General features: G+C 39.1%; 15 protein-coding genes. 5 read left to right on the top strand and 10 right to left on the bottom strand.

Going from position 1 to position 19,241, the window contains the following annotated elements; translation table 11 throughout:
- Positions 1–274 precede the first annotated feature (274 nt).
- The 3 genes from LVD51_RS02735 to LVD51_RS02725 all read right to left on the bottom strand — a co-directional run bounded on the left by LVD51_RS02735 (position 275) and on the right by LVD51_RS02725 (position 2,470).
- A complete protein-coding gene (locus LVD51_RS02735; RefSeq protein WP_236969653.1) occupies positions 275–883 on the bottom strand; it encodes a NifU family protein in 609 nt (202 codons plus the stop codon).
- A 77-nt stretch (positions 884–960) separates the two neighbouring features.
- Positions 961–1,980, bottom strand: a complete 1,020-nt coding sequence (locus LVD51_RS20100; RefSeq protein WP_236969652.1) for a T9SS type A sorting domain-containing protein — start codon at positions 1,978–1,980, stop codon at positions 961–963.
- 4 nt (positions 1,981–1,984) lie between these two features.
- Entirely contained in the window at positions 1,985–2,470 is a 486-nt protein-coding gene (locus tag LVD51_RS02725; RefSeq protein ID WP_236969651.1) for a DUF6495 family protein, read from the bottom strand.
- Between the two features lie 139 nt (positions 2,471–2,609).
- On the opposite strand from LVD51_RS02725, the gene LVD51_RS02720 reads away from it, so the two are divergent.
- From LVD51_RS02720 to LVD51_RS02700, 5 genes are all read left to right on the top strand, one after another.
- On the top strand, positions 2,610–3,452 hold the full coding sequence (locus LVD51_RS02720) for a TerC family protein (RefSeq protein ID WP_236969650.1): 843 nt from the start codon (positions 2,610–2,612) through the stop codon (positions 3,450–3,452).
- Entirely contained in the window at positions 3,412–4,500 is a 1,089-nt protein-coding gene (locus LVD51_RS02715; protein WP_236969649.1) for an FAD:protein FMN transferase, read from the top strand. The genes LVD51_RS02720 and LVD51_RS02715 overlap by 41 nt, the downstream gene beginning before the upstream one ends.
- 2 nt (positions 4,501–4,502) lie before the next feature.
- Entirely contained in the window at positions 4,503–5,330 is an 828-nt protein-coding gene (locus LVD51_RS02710) for a 3'-5' exonuclease (protein ID WP_236969648.1), read from the top strand.
- Positions 5,299–6,081, top strand: a complete 783-nt coding sequence (locus LVD51_RS02705) for a hypothetical protein (protein ID WP_236969647.1) — start codon at positions 5,299–5,301, stop codon at positions 6,079–6,081. The genes LVD51_RS02710 and LVD51_RS02705 overlap by 32 nt, the downstream gene beginning before the upstream one ends.
- Positions 6,082–6,149: 68 nt before the next feature.
- Positions 6,150–7,220, top strand: a complete 1,071-nt coding sequence (locus tag LVD51_RS02700; RefSeq protein WP_236969646.1) for a cytochrome-c peroxidase — start codon at positions 6,150–6,152, stop codon at positions 7,218–7,220.
- A 318-nt stretch (positions 7,221–7,538) separates the two neighbouring features.
- On the opposite strand, the gene LVD51_RS02695 is transcribed toward LVD51_RS02700, so the two are convergent.
- The 7 genes from LVD51_RS02695 to LVD51_RS02665 all read right to left on the bottom strand — a co-directional run bounded on the left by LVD51_RS02695 (position 7,539) and on the right by LVD51_RS02665 (position 19,170).
- Complete coding sequence (locus tag LVD51_RS02695) at positions 7,539–8,228, bottom strand: 3'-5' exonuclease (protein ID WP_236969645.1); 690 nt, start codon at positions 8,226–8,228, stop codon at positions 7,539–7,541.
- A 1-nt stretch (position 8,229) separates the two neighbouring features.
- Positions 8,230–10,176, bottom strand: coding sequence for a DUF294 nucleotidyltransferase-like domain-containing protein (locus tag LVD51_RS02690; RefSeq protein ID WP_236969644.1), 1,947 nt, complete (start codon positions 10,174–10,176; stop codon positions 8,230–8,232).
- A complete protein-coding gene (locus LVD51_RS02685) occupies positions 10,173–13,727 on the bottom strand; it encodes a reprolysin-like metallopeptidase (protein ID WP_236969643.1) in 3,555 nt (1,184 codons plus the stop codon). The genes LVD51_RS02690 and LVD51_RS02685 overlap by 4 nt, the downstream gene beginning before the upstream one ends.
- Before the next feature lie 152 nt (positions 13,728–13,879).
- Positions 13,880–15,340, bottom strand: coding sequence for a Na+/H+ antiporter NhaC family protein (locus LVD51_RS02680; protein ID WP_236969642.1), 1,461 nt, complete (start codon positions 15,338–15,340; stop codon positions 13,880–13,882).
- Between the two features lie 31 nt (positions 15,341–15,371).
- Positions 15,372–16,505 (bottom strand): aspartyl protease family protein, encoded by a 1,134-nt coding sequence (locus tag LVD51_RS02675; protein WP_236969641.1) that lies wholly within the window; start codon positions 16,503–16,505, stop codon positions 15,372–15,374.
- 160 nt (positions 16,506–16,665) lie between these two features.
- Entirely contained in the window at positions 16,666–18,015 is a 1,350-nt protein-coding gene (locus LVD51_RS02670) for a DUF937 domain-containing protein (RefSeq protein WP_236969640.1), read from the bottom strand.
- 228 nt (positions 18,016–18,243) lie between these two features.
- The gene (locus LVD51_RS02665) at positions 18,244–19,170 is read right to left on the bottom strand and encodes a bile acid:sodium symporter family protein (RefSeq protein WP_236969639.1); all 927 of its coding nucleotides are present in this window, start codon (positions 19,168–19,170) and stop codon (positions 18,244–18,246) included.
- Positions 19,171–19,241 lie beyond the last annotated feature (71 nt).

Genomic DNA, 19,241 nt, shown 5'->3' with positions numbered 1-19,241 from the left:
GACCTCCTGTACACCTATCAGCCATAACCTTGAAAATGGTCTCCACCTTCTCCTCATCAAAACAAATTATCCTGTCAGCCTCTTAGACTAACCTCTTATTTTCTTATGAAATCCCCTACCTTATTCACACTACTTCCAATCAGAATTCAATCTCAATAACAATCAATTTAATTGCATCCACCCTTTCCTCCCTTTAGTACATAATAAAAAAGTGCCCGCTCAATCGAACAGGCACTCTAAAAAATATCTTAACTAGAATAATGAGGATGAAAAATTACCCCATATAGGCTTCTACCGATTTCACCTCGGGAATCATTCGCTTCAACATCCCTTCAATACCAGACTTTAAGGTAATGGTCGATGAAGGACATCCACTACATGCTCCTTGCAATAAGACCGATACCACACCATCGTCGTAGGATTGAAACTCTATATTCCCTCCATCACCAGCAACGGCTGGCTTAACATAGGTCTCTAATAAATCCTTAATCCTCGCTACCAATTCACCTTCATCTCCAGAATAGGTCTTCTCCGTCTTAGACTCTGACTCACTATCTAAAAATTCTTGATACTCAGGTGACACTATCTCATTCTCGCTCTCTATATAAGTCTTTATAAAAGACTTAATGGTCAACATAATGTCTTCCCATACATAATTGAGCTCTTTGGATATAGTCACAAAATTGTTGCTTATATATACCCCCTTTACATAGGGAAATTCAAAAAGAGCCTTGGCTAAAGGTGAAAATTTTTCAGCGATTTCTTTTTCTTGAAAATCTGCCGTACCTCTAAACAACATTTTATTGCTCACAAACTTTAGCGATTCGGGATTCGGTGTTCGCTCTGTATATATTAAAACCGGATTTTTAACTGTAGATTCCATAATCTTATCGTATTTGACGTTTAATTGCCTAACCTTTAACCCTTAAAATTGTTGTGGGAAGAAGTCAATTGATGTCTTTATTGTTTAATAAATTTTCTAATTACTTGATGTGCATCGTCTTCCAAAATCAAAAAGTATTGTCCCACCTGAAGATCTTGGATCTGTATTCTTTGTCTTATCGACATATTTTTAACCTCACGACCAGCAGCATCCATAATTCGAACAGAATGAGGTTGAAACTCGCTCACATTATTCAAGATCAACACATCGCTGGCTGGATTGGGATAAATGGATAAATCAGCGTCTGGTATGGCCAATTCATTATTAGTAATGGTGCTGGTAGTTTGCGAAACACTGTTGTGTATTATTATCTCATATCGATTATCCAAGGTGGGCTTTCGTTCTTCGACCCAAGCCACTACGTAAATATCTTGGGACTCCAACCCATTGGGTATAGCGGCTTCTAGAGTCAAAGTTTGACTAGTCCCTGCAGACAAACTACCCACCGGCTCACCGTAACCCCCATTGTCTCCCATAAATTTTCTAAATACATCGTGTATTTCATAATCCTTTTTAGTGTTATAAGCTGTAACTACAACCTCCTTTTCTACCATAGCAGCATATACATAGAGATTGTCCAAAGTCGTATTGGTCAAATTACTCACCTCCAATACGGCCTTTCGATTCGAACTGCCAGACTCCTTCATATTCAATCCAACCAATACTGCATCATCTTCCGCATCCTTTAAATTCCTATCTAAATTAGAATAGTTTCTTGGATCAGCATTAACACTTAATACCGGCGTCCCTGATATCGATCGAACCGATTGTGTATATATCTCTACTCGCTGATCGCTATCCTCGGTATTGAACTGATAAAGTTGACAATTAGGATATGGAGACTTCCAATGAATGGTGAGATGATTGACCTCTCCCGTATACTTATCCAATGTCTCATAAATGCCTGTTCGACTGTTTTGACATGTATAACACTCCGTATTGCTAAAATGCTCTACTAATGGAAATTTCTTTTGTGCCTCGGCGGTATTTGCAAAACCGATAAAGAGGATAAATAAAAAAGTGATGTAGTGTTTCACGATATTATTGTTTTAATTTTTCAATTGTGTCAAATATAGTGGGATCTTTGAGAATAAGACAGCCCTTTTCCATAAGATCAAAGATCTCTTCAAGTTTTGGCTTTCTGTATTTCTTTTCTCCCGAAAATATATTGAGTTTGCCGGCGGACATTTCAAATAACTGCTTTAACACGGCAGCATCTTGATCTTTGGTCAGATCGATCACATCACTGCCCTTCACCGTCAGTCCATTCATAACTACCTTCTCCTCTTCAAATTTAAAGATTCGAATGGTTTTGGGATCTCTCTGTTCCAAATAATCCACCCCTGACAAGATTTTTTCAAATACAATATCACTGAATAAATCTATTAGTCCATGGGCTTTCTCAACATCCTCCGCCTTCAATTTTTCCCAATCTGATGCAGTGACCTGATTGGCGGCTAAAAATCGTATAAATTCTGGCTCTAAGGCCGTCAACTCATCGGTTTCTAATCTTCTAAATTTCATCATTGCCACAAATTTCGCTAAAATTACTTTGAACCTAGTCCATTTTTCTAATAAAATATTCCACAAAAGTATATAATGTAGAAATTAAGGTTTTTATTTTATACTATCTTTGCCCAAATTAGTGAAACATTAATCCTCTAATATGAATACCCTCATACTGTTAACCATGCCTGATTTTGCACATCCTGAGGTATGGATGAGTTTGTTGACCTTGACATTTTTAGAAATCGTTTTAGGGGTTGACAATATTATTTTCATTTCAATTATCAGTGGCAAGTTGGCTAAAAACCTTCAGAAAAAAGCCATTAACATTGGATTGATCTTGGCTATGGCCATGAGGATCGTCCTTCTTTTTGGCATTTCATACCTTATTGCCATGAATGAACCGTGGTTTCATCTCGAACTACAATGGATATCTGGGGGCATTTCTGGTCAAAGTATTATACTCTTCCTCGGAGGACTATTTCTACTCTATAAAGCGACTTCTGAAATCCACCACAAACTAGAAGGGGATGATGATCACGAAGACAGTGGCAAAAAAGTTACGACTTTGTCTTCCGCTATTCTCCAGATCACCGTTATCAACATCGTATTTTCGATGGATAGTATCTTAACGGCAGTAGGGATGACAGCTGGTATCGAAGGCGCCTTAATCATCATGATCATCGCCGTCGTCCTCAGTGTATTGATGATGATGGCATTTGCTCAACCCGTAGGCAATTTTGTCAACAATCATCCCACCATCCAAATGCTGGGACTGTCTTTTTTAATTCTCATTGGGTTTATGCTCTTGGCCGAAGCCGCTCATTTGGCACATTTAGTAGTATTTGGTCAATCGATTGGCACAATTCCCAAAGGATACTTGTACTTTGCGATCGCGTTTTCACTTTTTGTCGAATTTTTAAATTTGAGATTGCGTAAATCTAAAAACCCAATACAATTACATGGAGTCAAAGACGAGGCCAAAAAAGAAGGCATTATATAATATGACCATTCCTATTATCTTTTGTAAAACCATGATAGTCTTAGCGACATTGTGGAGTTGCCAGGACACAGAGACATCAACGACGACATTTCTGCCGATTGAAGGCAATACCATGGGCACAACCTATCATATAATCTATGAAACCACTGCATCGGATATCGATCTCAAACCCAAGGTAGATAGTGTATTGGCTCAACTCAACATGGCCGTATCTACTTACATCCCAGAATCGATTATTAGTAGGCTCAATCGAGGAGAAAATATCGATACCGAAAAAGAAGACCGTGATATTATCGATTTTTTTAAAACCAATATCAATACGGCCAAACGCATCTTTCAAGCAACTGATGGTTACTTTGATCCAACTGTTATGCCCTTGGTAAATTATTATGGCTTCGGCTATGCCAAACGCAACAAGGTCGAAGAAATAGATACTGCACATATTGCCGATTTGATGAAAGGAGTGGGATTTCAAAAAATAATGTCGGCATTTGACGCTACTGTTTGGAAGATACCCTCACATGTAGAACTCGATCTAAGTGCCATTGCCAAAGGTGGAGCCGTGGATTATCTCATGAATTATTTTTTATCATTAGGTTTTGACAACTTTATGATAGAAATCGGTGGAGAAACCTATGGTCGCGGTGGTGGAAGAGCTGGTAAAGGATGGATCATCGGCATCAATACTCCCAAAGAACACGCTCTGGCAACAGATATATTCGACAAAGTTGTTTTGAAAAATAAAGCCATTGCCACCAGTGGAAACTATAGAAATTTTTATGAAGTGGATGGGCATAAATATGCACATACCATCAACCCCAAAACAGGATTTTTTGAACAAAAAAATGTAATTTCGGCTACTGTATTGGCCGATGATTGTGCCTCTGCAGATGCATTAGCGACGGCTTGTGTAGCCGCTGGATTAGATCAATCCAAAGAATTTTTTAAAAATTATTCCGAAGCTGAGGCTTATTTATTATACAATAATGGATCCGATAGTCTGTTAATATACCAAACAGCAGCCATGGATACTTATAAATTTAACTAACAATGAATTTTAACTTAACACAAGATCTTGTTTTTCTGGATATTGAAGCTACCGGCCTACATGTGATTCACGACAGAATCGTTCAGTTGGCCCTTATTAAATACCCCAAAGACGGATCTGACCCAATAGAATATGAAAAACTTGTCAATCCAGGCCTAGCTATTTCTGAAGAGGCAATGAATGTCCACGGTATTACCGAAGAAATGGTAGCCAATCAACCTCCTTTTAAGGATATAGCCTCTGAAGTGGCTGAATTTATTGGCGATGCTGATTTAGCCGGATACAATTCCAATCGATTCGATATTCCCATGCTTATGGAAGAAATGGACAGAGCTGGGCAACCTCTAGATATGACCCATCGAAAGACCATAGATGTAATGAGAATCTTTACAAAGATGGAACCGAGAACACTGGCCGCTGCCATGAAATTTTATACCGGTCAAGAAATTGAAAATGCCCATGACGCATTGGAGGATGTACGCGCTACTGTGGCGGTACTAAAAGGGCAGTTGGAACGATATGAGAATGTGCCTTACGAAGACAAGGACGGCAACGAATCCATACCGGTCAAAAACGATATGCAGATGTTACACGATTTTACCACCGACTTGCGTTTTGCCGATGTGACTCAAAAATTGAAATACGACATCAACGGGACTATTGTCTTCAATTTTGGAAAATACAACAACAAACCAGCAGGTGAATGGCTGTATAAAGATCGTCAATACTTGGGCTGGATGCTCAACAAAGATTTTTCTTATCAAGTAAAAGATATCATTCAAAAAGAAGTAAAAGCCTATGCGGATAGTTTGGCAAAAGGGAATAAATAAGACATTTCTATTTTTATTAATCGTCATTGGCTTCACTGCTTGCGAAGAATACAATGAAGGATGCATGGATGCCAATGCGACCAATTATAACTTTGCCTACGAAAAACCATGTTGCTGTGTCTATCCACGAATGATCTTCCAAACACCATTGAGATTGGACAATGCTAATTTTTCCACTTCCGACACCTTATATACCGATAATGATGAGGGATATTTAATCGGAGAGATTAATTTTATCGCCAATGAAATTAATCTCACTCGCAAAGACGGAAGTATTGCACAGCCCACCGATAGTTTAATCGACTATTTAGTGGATAGCGATGTAATGCCAGTAAAAATCACCAAGATCAATAGCAATGGAGCCAATTACTTGGAAAATGATAGCATCAAGCAAATTGATTTTACCATAAGTTCAAATACTGGTTTAAATCAATATCAACCGGCAGATTTCCCAGTGGATCACGTTTTTAGGGACAGTACTTTATACGATTTCACAAACAATGAATGGAGGTATCTCTACATCTCTTTGAGACCGGTAGGCGGTTCTACCATTTCTCTTTCATTCACCCCTAGTGAACTCGATATTCCAACAACGATTCAAGGTTCTTGGGGCAAAAGCAAAGGAAATAACCTAACCCTATTGTTTTACTTGCACATCGATGAATTATTTAAAGGCATATCCCTATCCGATCCAACATCGACATTAAAAGCCAAAATCATAGAAAATTTCCCCAATGCCTTAAAAATATGAGTTTAATAAAAACGAAATAGCAAATAATCTGTTGAAAGATAGGTATGGTAAAATTGGGCTACATAGGAATGTTATTATTGTTAATCGGTCAAGCGCTGAGTTGCCAAAAAGAAGAAATAGAGAAGAAAACTGATTTAACCCAATTTCCCTATCAACCCAAATCCTTCGAGCTCAATATTTCCTCCAACTATCCAGATATGAGGATACCAGCCGACAACCCATTAACTGTTGACGGGATAGCCTTGGGAAGAAAATTGTTCTACGACCCCATAATATCTAGAGATAGTACGATTTCTTGTGCCAGCTGTCACAACCAAGATTTGAGTTTCAAAGACGGCAAGCCCTTGGCCATTGGCATTGATGGTCAAATAGGGAGACGCAGCAGCATGAGCCTGCTTAACATAGGCTACAACAGTTTCCCCCTTTTCTGGGATGGAAGAGTCTCTACCCTAGAAGAACAAGTCGACCACCCTATCAACGACCCATTAGAATTGGATCACGACTGGGGAACATTGAAGGAAAAACTTAAAAATCACAATCAATACCCCAGGCTTTTTAGAGCGGCCTTTGGTATAGAAACCGTCGAAGATATCGACGAAGATCTTATTTCCAAAGCCATTGCCCAATTCGAGCGCACCCTTATCAGCAGTGGGCAATCCAAATACGACAAAGTCCTGCGCGGAGAAGCGACCTTTACCGATGACGAACTCCAAGGCTATTTAATGTTTTTTGACGTCGTTCCCGACCTGCCCGATGCCGAATGTGGACACTGTCATGCAGAACCATTCTTCACTACCTTCGAATTTAAAAACAACGGAATTGAAAACGTCACCGACCTAAATCAATTTGTGGACAAAGGACGGTTTGAAGTAACCATGAACGAATTAGATATTGGAAAATTTAAAACCCCCAGTCTAATCAATGCCATGATCAATCCTCCTTATATGCACGATGGAAGATTCCAAACCATGGAAGAAGTATTGGATCACTACAATTCAGGGGGACATCGTCAAATCAATACCGACCCCCTAATTCAACCCCTCGGATTAAGTGAAAAACAAAAATTCCAAGTCATTGAATTTATAAAAACACTTACTGACAGTAATTTTTTAGAAAATCCTAGCTACTCAGCTCCTTAAAACAGGCAAAATCAAATAACAAATACATCTACCAACAAACAATAAATTAATGATAATCAATAAATTAAAAAACACATAGCACAAATAATCATGTAACAATACACATTATTTGTATTGTTACACTCTGAATATAATTCCGATATTTACCATTGTAACGACGTAGAAAGTTTTAGTAAGATGATAAAACAACGAAGTTCAGTATAATAGTTTTGGATATGTTCATGGGATTATAATTTGCAAAAAGCGAGTCATATGATAAAATATGACTCGCTTTTCTTTTGTACACATATCTAAATATCCCTCTCCAAACCATTCTACCTACTGCAACAACTCTTTTAATGTTTCTACTTTGGCATTTTCCAGGTTCCGAAGCAACTTTAAAAAAATCACTCCAGTGATGGCAGCATCACCCAATGCAGAGTGTCGATCGTGGAATACCAATTCAAATTCTTCGGCAATATCATCCAAAGAAGGAATTTGATTCACGTATTTATCATAAATAAATTTGATCGGGTAACAGCGCTTATACAAATAGGCCGTATCGATAACCGGATTTATTAGATTCAATCCCCAATGTCGTTGAAGACCAGCATTGATCATGGCGACATCAAATCCAATATGATGGCCGACAATTATCGTACCTTTCAGCTGCTCAACAATTTGTATTAAAAAATCGACTTCTTCAATACCAGATTGAATATCTCTCATGGTCAATCCGTGAATCTGGACTCCATCTTTTTTAATAAAGTCTTGACGAACTAAGGTGTGATAAGCCTGAGCAGGATATAATTCATACCCCATAGAAGGAATCACTCCGGCCGAAATAATGCGATCAGATTGATAGTCAAATCCAGTGGTTTCGAGATCCACCACCTTAAACATAAATGAACTTACCGGCTGATTCCTATCGATAGCCTGTGTTTCTACAAAGTACTCCCGCCACCACTCCGGATCGGAAGACCGCAATGCGGCTTTATTTTTTTTCCCAAACAGATGTTTCCAATTCATACTAAAAGAAATTCAATTGAAACTTCACCTGAAGTACATCTTGTAAATGACCGATAGGTTTAAAACTATTGCGCAATAGAATTCGCTGAATTTTGTTTAGTGAATCGGGACTAATATACCGTCCACTATCGCTATTCTTAAGGGCATTGAGAGCCCTTAGCCTCAACAATACCTCGAAGGCAGATTTGGCATCTAGGTACATTTCTTTGTTTTTGGCATCTACCTCAGCCAGTCGCTCAAAACGCTGGATGGTATTGTTCATTCGTTCCACCCTCTGATCTAGCACCAGAACTCTAGCCGCATCTACCAAAGGCAACATAGCTCGCTGCTTGATATCGAATTGATCCTTATGCGCACCATTCTTTTCAAGGATAAAGTTTCGGAAAAAAGATACTGGCGGTGGGGTCTCGACAGCGTATTTGGCCAGGTAGGTCAAAAATATTCTATGGTCATGTACCATAGTCATGATATAGGCGGTGAGCTGCTTAGTTAAGCTTACATCTCCATACACGGATCGATAATCCATAAATATATTGGCATGGAGAATCGACTCGTTGTTGGGTGAGTGAATCCATTGCCTGTATTGATCCTTCCATTCTTTGATGGACATACACCATTTGGGGTTATTGGCCATCATCTGTGCTGGACAATCTTTAAACCCACATATTTTAAGAATATCAACCACCCGATTGGCCAAGTCCAGAAAGTAAGCTTTTACCTCATCATAATTTTCATCGTCAACATCTTCAAAAATCAATGCATGATCTTGGTCTGTTCTCAATATTTGCTCTCTTCTTCCCAACGAACCTATGGCTACCCAGGAAAATCTTACCGGAACTTTCTGCCCACTTTCTTCCAGTATATCATTTTGAGACAACTCTATAGCTCTTACGAACAATGCATCGTTGATGGCCGTCATAACATCGGACACAAAATTGATGGACACTTCTTGATAGAGATATTTTTCCAATAAAAAATCTGCCTTATCTCGGATCCTCTTTAACTCTGTTGGCTTCTTGGTCTTCTTCATCTGCTTGATGATAATGCCTGGACTATTGCCCTGATAAGCCAATAGCTGACTCTCCGAAAAAACCCCTTTTACCGGACTTTCATCGCTTCCATCCTCAGTCATTACTATATGATTGATTCCCCGCTGCAGCATAACAATCTGGGCATCGGCAAAAGTAGTTCCGACCGGAAGACAGATTACCGGGGTATTCATAATTTGATCGATACCCATAGTGGAAACAATTTGGTCATTGCCCACCATTCGCCGAATATCGGAGTCAGTAACTATACCCAATGGCAATTGTCCTTCGTCAACAACAACGATAGAACCCACATTTTCTTGGGTCATAATTTTTGCGGCTTCTTGAATACTGGCCGACAAAGTACAGGATATGGGCTGTCTTCCAATAGACAGTTTTTGTACCTCAAGCAATCGATCTTCTTGGAGAAATTGTTGATTGTGACTGATAAAAATCAAACCATCGGTATTGTGCCCCTGCTTTTTATTCCGCGAACCCGCCGCAAAACTAGAAGCCAAAAAATATCCCACTTTGGGATTGCTAATCATTATGTTTCTTATATCATCGGTATGAATGGCATACAATATGGATTCTTCATGAGCCAATCCCGTAGACAAATAGGGTTGCTCCGCTATCAATGGCCGAATCCCAAATACATCACCCTCATCACATACATCGATAAGAATGTTATTTCCCCCTTCTATTCTTTCCAACTTCACCGCTCCTTTTCTTACCACATAAAAGAACTCCCCTGGAGGATCGCCTTGATTAAATACAATTTCTCCTTTCTCGATGTATTTAATTTTTATTCGAGCGAGAACCTTATCCAAATTTTCAATAGTCATCATACTAAATGGAGGAAATTTGACTAAAAAATCCTTTATCCTATCATTTAGCACATTGATAGCCTTATTACTCATAATTGCTGTAATTTAATGGTATATAGACTTTTATCCGACAAAGAAACCACTACAAAGTACATGCCCGCGGCCCAACTTTCGGTATTTAATTCAAATACTACTTCCTGAGGATTTAAAGACTGCTGATGTACCAATCGACCATGGACATCGTAGACTTGACAATAACGCCAATCTATATGACTACCGGCCGATATTCGCGCCCGACTCGACACTGGATTGGGATATACCGCAAGGTTGTGATGGGAAGTAATCCCAGTCACAGACACTTGCTGATCAATCACCACAGGGACAGATACTATTCCCGACCAAGCTTCATTGTCGAGTACCACAGACACATCAATTTCATCAAAGCCATTAGTAGATTCCAGTGACTGATAGACCACTCTGCCTTCAATCAAATCACTACCCGTCCATTTTCCTCCTATACTCAATACTTGATTATTGAATAACAATTGCCCCTTCTGAGGAAGACTGACCAATTCGAAGAGTAGATTATTGTAATCATTGATTTGTATTTGGGAACTGGTGAGAGGAGTCGACGACATCGGCCCCACTCTTAGACTATCGGTAGACAACGATAATGATGGGGATATGGTTTTACCACATAGTTCCAATGTCCACTCGTTCAACAGTCCACCTGCCCCTATAACACTATCTTTCATGGTCATTGTCCACTGACCTGCAGAAGACTGTCCGTACAAATTCGACAGGCGTTGGAAGGGACGTACCGTCGCACCTGAGTTTAGATTACAGTCAGTAGACACGATTACATCATCGTCAAATGAAATATTAAAATCAAAACTCTTGACCCCACAATCCCCGTCATAGAGCACGACTTTTGTGTCGTTGTGAGCAATCGAAAATTGCAGTTGATCTACCGATTCATGAAAGCCCTTGATTTGTCGAATATTCACGTCGTCTATGACAAAATCATCACTTACGGGAATCTCGGAAACAACAGAGCCTGGACTACTACCCCCTACTCCCTTCGGCAAATCTCCAGAAGTATAGGACTCACATTGGAATCCAGCCGTTTTGAAACCATATACCTTGACATCTTCATCTTGGCCACAAGTGTTGTGAGAGCGTATCCGCCAAAAGTAAACTCGGCCACCGTCCAAGATCACTGGAGCCACATAGGTTCCCGATGAAATATTCGTTTCACTAAAAACGGTTGAAGCTTCTCCAAAATCCGCCGATTCACTGACATCAATTGAATAATAATCCACGTTGGGCAATGTGGACCAAGTCAAATTGGGAGCTAATTCGATATCTACTTCATTGTTTGAGGGATAAATTGCTTGCACTCCTGAAAAATTATTATTGACTACAAACAATTTAATGTCCCGTTTAAAGGTATCCAGACCAGGAGCCTTGGACAAGAGTTGAAATTCAAGGGTATCTGAACTAAAATTGTCATCGACAACAAAATCGATAGACACAGGATCGTTGACTTTTCCATGAATCCGGGAAATGAACACATCGACATCGGAATAGGGATTATCCAAAAAGTATTCAATGGAATCAGCAAATCCCAACACGGGAAATGCTTGAATTTCTACCCTCCCGGTATCGGGCAAACACAGGGTTTGGTTTCCCGACTTTATATTGAGACCGTAAGTAGGTTCAGAAGGCAATTGAATGCGTAAATCTTCATCTGATATATCGTAGAATATGTGATCCTCTCCCACCACCATTATTCTAGCTTGGTCGGTCACTACGTTGGGTATTTGCACTACAGCTAAACCGCGGTTCTCCGTACTTTCGGCTAAAACATAGGGATAGGTATTTCCCCCATCCACAGACAAAAATATCTTTACGTGGCTGGCATTTACTGGTGCTACATCGGTGTTGGCTACATCCCAAGTAATCGTGGTCAAACCACCTGCAAAAACATCATCGGTGGCCAAATTGGGAAAACCCAACACAAAAGGGCCGGCATTGGCAGTACTTTTCAATTGGTAATCGGCAATGGCCATTCCACCGGCAATGGCATCGAAATCGCGTACCGTCAAGCGAAAATTCATATTTCGACTATAGGTCGGCAATACTTCTTCCACCGAAGCCACATTAGACAATTGAGTGGATAATTGAGGAAAATTTCTTTTGCCTTCGCTATCTGGAGGAAAAGAACGAAACATAGGAGCGGTTTGAATCGGAGATCCTAAAGGAGATATGGGACCTACATCCATTTGCTCCCAATTATAGGTCAATTCATCTCCATCTTCATCTTGGGCTTGGGCTTCTAAGAAGAAGGCTGTTTTTATTGGGATTACTAGATCTGCTTTGGGTAGGGAAACAATCTCCGGATGGTGATTGACCGCTGATTCATTACTAATACAGGTGGAACCACTACCTTGATCCATATAATAATTCATTTCGGCAATAGACTTGGCGTGAAAATAAAGTGGGCCCTCCACAACAGTTAAATTTTCTTCGCCACAGGAAGATATATAACTCATGATTGTCGATCCACTACCCGGCTCTACTGCAGAAGAACTCGTGCGTTGAACATCATTTAAACCGGGACAATTGGACCAAGAGTGTTCTGCTCCCAACTGATGACCGAGCTCATGGGTCAACACTCTTACATAATCACTTAAATTTTGGGTCAAATCACAGGACAATGCCTGACCTTTATTAGAGTTACACACTGTTCCTATGCCCGACGACACCCCTGCTGTTCCGACTCCACAGTTGGTGGCCAATAGATGACCAATATCGTAATTATTGATACCCACTACAGAATTAAACAAGGAGCCAGCCTTGTTTAACATAGCATTGTTATTGCCCTCAAAATATGGATCTTCATCGTCGGTCAAATAAATCAATTCCGGGACATCGTCTATTATCCTAAATTTCAACCCCAGTTCTCTTTGAAATACGACATTGACCCTATTGAATACTATATTAATCTGGGCCAATACCGAAGCGACTTCTCCTCCATAGCGAGCGGAGTATGTAGAAGTGGTGGATACGGCGAGATCATAGACCCTCAACGAAACATTATCGGCGCGCAATTCCGGTACAATTTCAGGTTCTAGCTCTGTAGTTGACAAATCTCCGGGAGTTAAACAACTTCCTAAAACAATACTTTTATCGGCTTTGGTCTGATAACCTTCTTTCTCGAGGTAGACTACATATTTATTGGCTTGCAGGTGTTCTACCACCATCCATTGTCCTTGATACTTATACCAACCGTCAATTTTGCCATCGTTCCAAGTCAATCGACCTATCCAGTCCTCAGTATGTATATTATAGGAGCGAAGATGGGGATATTTTTCCTGTAACCCCGGTGCAAACAGAGGATCTTCAACGAGATTAACTCTTAATATCTCTCCACTAGTGGTTGGCAATTCCATCTCGGACAAATCTGCAGAACGCAATTGCAAGTGGTCAAAGGTATAGATCTGCCAAGGAGTATCAGCCGAGCTACTATTGAAAAAAGGCAAACCTTGGTCTTTATCACTTATAGGTACAGGTGTCCATTGCTGACTATAACCTGAAATACAAATGAGTAAAATTCCAAAAACAAATATTGATCTAAGCATGAGCAAAAAAATTAATTCTAGGAATAAATATAATCCGTTTTGTGGTCATGACTAGCTATCTTAACTAAATTTACACTTCTCCCTCTACTTTACTGTATATAAAAGTCAGTTTAAATTAAAATCAACCAAGATAAATTCGGATTCGCTATCAGCTAAATAGTAAAACCAAAAATCAAATACAAAACAGTACTTATACTACCGATTATTAAAGCATAGGGCATTTGAGTTTTTACATGATCCACATGATCGGTGGCGGCCGACATGGAAGCTATGATCGTGGTATCTGATATCGGAGAACAGTGGTCTCCAAATACCCCTCCACCCAATACTGCTGCGAGACAAAGGGCAAAATCCAATCCAAGCCCCTGCACCAAAGGCACTGCAATGCCCACCATAATGGCGAAAGTGCCCCAAGATGTTCCAGTCGAAAAAGCAATAAATGCACTGGTCACAAATAACAAAGCGGGAATGAGTCCCGGATGTAAAAAAGAGCCAATGACATGACTCACATATTGACCTGTGCCCAATGCTTTACAAACATTACCTATGGCAAAAGCCATAAGCATCAGCAAAGCCAATGGCATTAAAGCGGCAATTCCCTTTACGATCCAATCTACACTCTGCCGAATCCCTAATATTCCTTGAACCTTGTACATCGTAGTCGCCACCAATATCGCCAAAGATACAGCGACCAAGACGGCTGTAGAACCGGAACCATTGCCTATAGCATAAAACACGGTTTTTAACAGTGAAGTATCTTGAGGTAGATTATTCCATCCACTATACAGCAATATAAGTGGCATAGCCAATATCATAACACCAATAGGAATCATCATATTGTAAGCTTTGGGCTGGCTTTCCCCATCATAGGATATATTCAGCGCTTCATCGGTAATCATCGGTGTAGCATCTGGCCATAAAACGGCCCCAGACTGAGTTCTATTCTCGGCCTTACGCATCAATGGTAGATCCCAATTTCGTTTTATTATCAAAGGGACAGCCACTAGGGCCAATAAGGCATAAAAGTTAAATGGGATGGCCGACAACATAACCATAAAGGGTTGTTCTATAGATTGAGTAACCAATAAGCCAATGATAAATGCCCCCCATCCATTCAATGGAAATATAATACATGCCGGAGCAGAACCGGAATCAATAATATAGGCCAGTTTTTCTCTTGATATTTTGTATTTGTCAAACAAAGGTCTGAATATAGTACCTACAGTCAACACAGAAATGCTGGTTTCTACAAAGATAAGTACGCTGATTAACCAAGCATAAAATTGTAATTTAATCCGACTGCCTCCGCGGTCTTTTTCCAATTTACGACCTACCCATTGAATAAAACCTTCCACTCCTCCTGACCGCTGAATTAGCATAATTAAAGAACCGACTAGTGCACTAAACAAGATCGTTCTCGTACTCCCCGCATCTTGAAATACTGCTACCAATCCTTCAAGACTGGACAAAAACCCTTGCCATATATTTCCTTCACTGATAATCACCCAACCTATGTATATTCCTGCCATTAGGGAAAGATATACCTGCCGTGTGGCAATAGCCAATACAATAGCTATAATAGGGGGCAACAAACTTAAAATACCAAAGTCCATAGGTAGATTTTGAAAAACTGGTAGAAAATTATTAATCAAAAAGGGACTTTAATTTAAATTGCACCTTTACTTTCTTTTCATCTCCTCGCCTCAAACTCAATTTTATATTCCGTCCTTCCTTTCCAGACAATTTATACGAAACCGAATGAATGTCAAAAAAATAAGCTGGCCATCGATTAAATTTATGCAATTCATCCCCCACTCGGACTCCAGCCAAATCTGCTGGACTTCCCTTCAGCACCCTGTGCACCACAATATTATTAAAATTTTCTCCAGTGGCTACCAGAACCAAACCACTCTTGTCGATTCTAAATTTTTTATCAAAGTCCTTGTTGGCTCGAATATATAATTTTTCTTTTGTATAGTCAATATATATATCAAATCGACTCAATAGGGCATTGCCGATTAAACCATTTCTATTGAGATACAATTGTTGGGTACTATCGATTTCAAAATCTTGAAAACTCGTTATCAAATTACTAAATGAGTAGGGCCCAATCTCCAACTCATCCACCTTGCCCATAAAGCCTTCCAATTGCCCTCCTAAACCAATTCCCAAATTTCCAGGAATAACGGTCTCTGGCAAATCGATATGTTGACTCGTATTATTGTACAACAAAAGGGGGATGGCCGAACCAGAATCGATTAGAAATTTTAGGGTCTGTTTCTGCTCTCCATTCAATCCAATATTGGTTACCAGATAGGGCTTCCCTTTATGTATTTCTATCGGCAATTCAACAAAACCTTTGGGCGGACTAAAATAATCTGATTTAATAAACTCGATGTACTTTTTCTTATTATTGAGATGTAAGACATATCGATTAAAAATGTTGGCACCCAATATTCCATCGATTTGCATACCCAACATTTCATCCAAATGAATAAAATCCTCCTCGAGAACCAATACATTGGATCGTATCAACAACTTGTCATCGATATTGAGATTGGCATTTCGCGATATAAAAGCATAGACCACACTGGTTAAATCGGAACCGTATAGTGGGATGGATTTAAAGTAATCCATGTTTAGCAAATAAGCCAATTCTCTCTTTAAGATCACAGTGTATTCACTTCCCGTATCAAAAATAAAATGAGTAGGAAGAATGCCCTCCATTTTGACATCTAACAAGATAAAATTCTGAACATTTTGAAATGAAAAACGCACGGATCTTTTAAATTCATTACCATAAACAAAACGATCCATGTCCTGTGCAAAGAGTGAACATGTGGAAATTAAACAAAATAGTATCGAAATAATCTTGCTATGCATTAGCTATCAAGATACTACATTTTACCACCACTTTAATTGAAAATACAGGCGAATACTAAATATTTTTTTCCTGATTGCTAAAAAGGAAATGAATACTACTCAATACAGTACCGGAAGGCAGAGGATCTATTTTATGAGGACTCTCTTCTACCGCTTTATTCTTTACAGAATCTAGAGCTTCCTCTGGGTTAGAGATTTTATAGGCCACCGAAATTCTCTCTTCCTCTATTCCAAAAACAATAAAGTAATCTTGAATATTCTTCAACCTCCTATCTATCAACTCCTTATTCAACTGAACAAAGGTAGGATTGCCATCCACTTGAATATCTAGATGAAGAAAATTATACTTTTTAAGAGCGGTTAGGATTTCATCTAACTCCTTCTTTCCCTCCATTGAAATATTGGGAATATTCTCCTCAAAATGAAGATTGGCATTATTGAAAATCACTGTATTTACCAATTTTTCCTGCTTGATATTGTGATTCAGGGAGTCTAGGTATATATTGTGTAAATCGTTATCGACATTGTCCACCCAAGGCACTTCGCTAAAACTCTTCACTGCCAAACTATCGTTTTGGATAAACTGAAATGGACTATTGGCCTCTAAAACTGGACTATCTTCTTTTTGGGTCTCAAAATAGCGGAGGGCGTAAAGGCTACCAGCAGATATAATAAAAGTAGCCAACCATGGAAAAAAATTCTTATAGAACACTTGAATATTGAGACCTGAAGCCGACTTAATACTTTGCTGACTTCCCATTTTCTGAGTCGATGATTCCACACCTTCCTCCTTCGGCTTCACAGATTCTTTTTTGTCTGTCGTCACATTTTCTTTGACTATTGGCATTAACTCTAATACCTTAGCCCATTTAGAAAATTTCTCACTGAGGATAGGAGTATTTCCGATCAGGGTTTCTCCCAGTTGAGCATTGGAAAATGAATTGGTCTTGACTTCTTTACCAATAATGCCCATTGAAAATGGAATAACCAGTTTGTTCAATGCATCCAAGTCATCGCTATCAATGCCATATTCACTGTGCATTAATTCCTTTATGGACTGAAAAGTAGTGGTTTGGTCTTCATCAAAAACAAAACTCAACAAACTATTGCCCAACTTCTGATGGTAATCAAAACTATCTTTTTGATCGAATATCAATGAAATATCTTCCAATATTTCACCATTATGACCACCTTTGACCAATAGATTCCCCAATACGTTGGCCCCGTTTTCTTCCTCTACTTTTACAATTAGTCCCCCAATAATGTAGGCGTGGATGACTTCCAAAATCTCTTCTAAACCCAAATCCACAGATTCAGATAAATCTATGAAGCCAGAACTGCGTATAGCATCTGCCAATGAATTTTTAAATTCTTTTTGAAACACAAAAAACAATCGATTGCCCATAATTTATATCATAATTGCGGTCAATAAAAGTAAAATGTTCGCCGCCAAACTATTACAAATAATTAAATCTAACCTCAATAAAGATAAGAAAGATCTCCTATTTTATCGAAAATTATACCAATTTAATAAAACCACCATAGAAACATCCGCTTCTACAGAACATAGATAAAGACAAACAAGTAAACAGAAATGTTTAAAAACTAGCACCCTAAAGATATTGATATCCCCTTATATTTCCCTCATACTGGGTATCGTCGCTGTTTGACTTTTTTTATTCATCCAATATTGAGATAGTAGAAAACCAGATACCAAATCCCAAACGCCCCACCAAGCAGCCACCAAAGCCATTCCACCCAATCCATCGAAGAAATTGAATATTAAGATTAGCCCTAAACCCGCATTTTGAATGCCGGTTTCGAATGAAACTGCCCTCGCATTTTCGTCTGATTGTCCCCACCATTTAGCGTATTGGTAACCGATAACATAAGCCAAACCATTGTGGACCAATACCAAGAAAAAAACCAAATACAAATATTCCTGAAGATTATAGATATTTCTGTAAAGAGCCACGGCAATTATGGTAAGTAATAAAATAATAGAAAGCGGTTTGACAAATCGTTTTATCCGATTTGTAAACCTCGGCACGTAGTGGTTGAGCAACATTCCCAATACCAATGGCATTAAAATAATTTGGAGTAAAATCCCCACCATTTTACTTGCGTCTACAGTTAGATTCGCCCCAAGATCAATTTTAAAAAAATAGGTGGAATAAATAAAAAACATCAATGGAGTCAGCAAGACAGAAGTCAAGGTGACTACCGAAGTCATGGTAATACTCAGGGCTGTATTGCCTCCGGCTCGATGGACTAAATAATTGGATACGTTGCCGCCAGGACAAGCCGCGACCATCAACAAACCCATCTGAATACTCTGGGGCAAATCCCAGATTAGAATTAAAGCAAAGGTAAACAGCGGCAATAGAATCAATTGTGACGACAGCCCCACTAAAGTAGACTTAGGATCTTTAAAGACCCTCATAAAATCGTCTTTCTTCAATTCCAACGCCACGCTAAACATCATAAAACCCAAACAGTAATTCAAGGTTCTCAATTGACCTTCATCAAAATGAAGCACCATATTATCTACATCAATCATATTGGATCTCGTATTTATATTTAATATTTGAATTTGGCTGTGCTCTATCTTCTACTGCAATATTCACTAAC

This window comes from Membranihabitans marinus (assembly GCF_021729155.1).
GTDB classification, from domain to species: domain Bacteria; phylum Bacteroidota; class Bacteroidia; order Chitinophagales; family Saprospiraceae; genus Membranihabitans; species Membranihabitans marinus.
Note: the sequence above shows the minus strand (reverse complement) of the source record. Positions and strands in the feature narration are given on the sequence as shown.

Excerpts from the sequence above, each read along its gene's own strand:
- LVD51_RS02665 (WP_236969639.1), bottom strand. The coding sequence starts at position 19,170 with ATGATTGATGTAGATAATATGGTGCTTCATTTTGATGAAGGTCAATTG.
- LVD51_RS02690 (WP_236969644.1), bottom strand. The coding sequence starts at position 10,176 with ATGAGTAATAAGGCTATCAATGTGCTAAATGATAGGATAAAGGATTTT.
- LVD51_RS02725 (WP_236969651.1), bottom strand. The coding sequence starts at position 2,470 with ATGATGAAATTTAGAAGATTAGAAACCGATGAGTTGACGGCCTTAGAG.
- LVD51_RS02710 (WP_236969648.1), top strand. The coding sequence starts at position 4,503 with ATGAATTTTAACTTAACACAAGATCTTGTTTTTCTGGATATTGAAGCT.
- LVD51_RS02685 (WP_236969643.1), bottom strand. The coding sequence starts at position 13,727 with ATGCTTAGATCAATATTTGTTTTTGGAATTTTACTCATTTGTATTTCA.
- LVD51_RS02720 (WP_236969650.1), top strand. The coding sequence starts at position 2,610 with ATGAATACCCTCATACTGTTAACCATGCCTGATTTTGCACATCCTGAG.
- LVD51_RS02735 (WP_236969653.1), bottom strand. The coding sequence starts at position 883 with ATGGAATCTACAGTTAAAAATCCGGTTTTAATATATACAGAGCGAACA.
- LVD51_RS02700 (WP_236969646.1), top strand. The coding sequence starts at position 6,150 with ATGTTATTATTGTTAATCGGTCAAGCGCTGAGTTGCCAAAAAGAAGAA.
- LVD51_RS02705 (WP_236969647.1), top strand. The coding sequence starts at position 5,299 with ATGCGGATAGTTTGGCAAAAGGGAATAAATAAGACATTTCTATTTTTA.
- LVD51_RS02715 (WP_236969649.1), top strand. The coding sequence starts at position 3,412 with ATGGAGTCAAAGACGAGGCCAAAAAAGAAGGCATTATATAATATGACC.
- LVD51_RS02680 (WP_236969642.1), bottom strand. The coding sequence starts at position 15,340 with ATGGACTTTGGTATTTTAAGTTTGTTGCCCCCTATTATAGCTATTGTA.
- LVD51_RS02670 (WP_236969640.1), bottom strand. The coding sequence starts at position 18,015 with ATGGGCAATCGATTGTTTTTTGTGTTTCAAAAAGAATTTAAAAATTCA.
- LVD51_RS02695 (WP_236969645.1), bottom strand. The coding sequence starts at position 8,228 with ATGAATTGGAAACATCTGTTTGGGAAAAAAAATAAAGCCGCATTGCGG.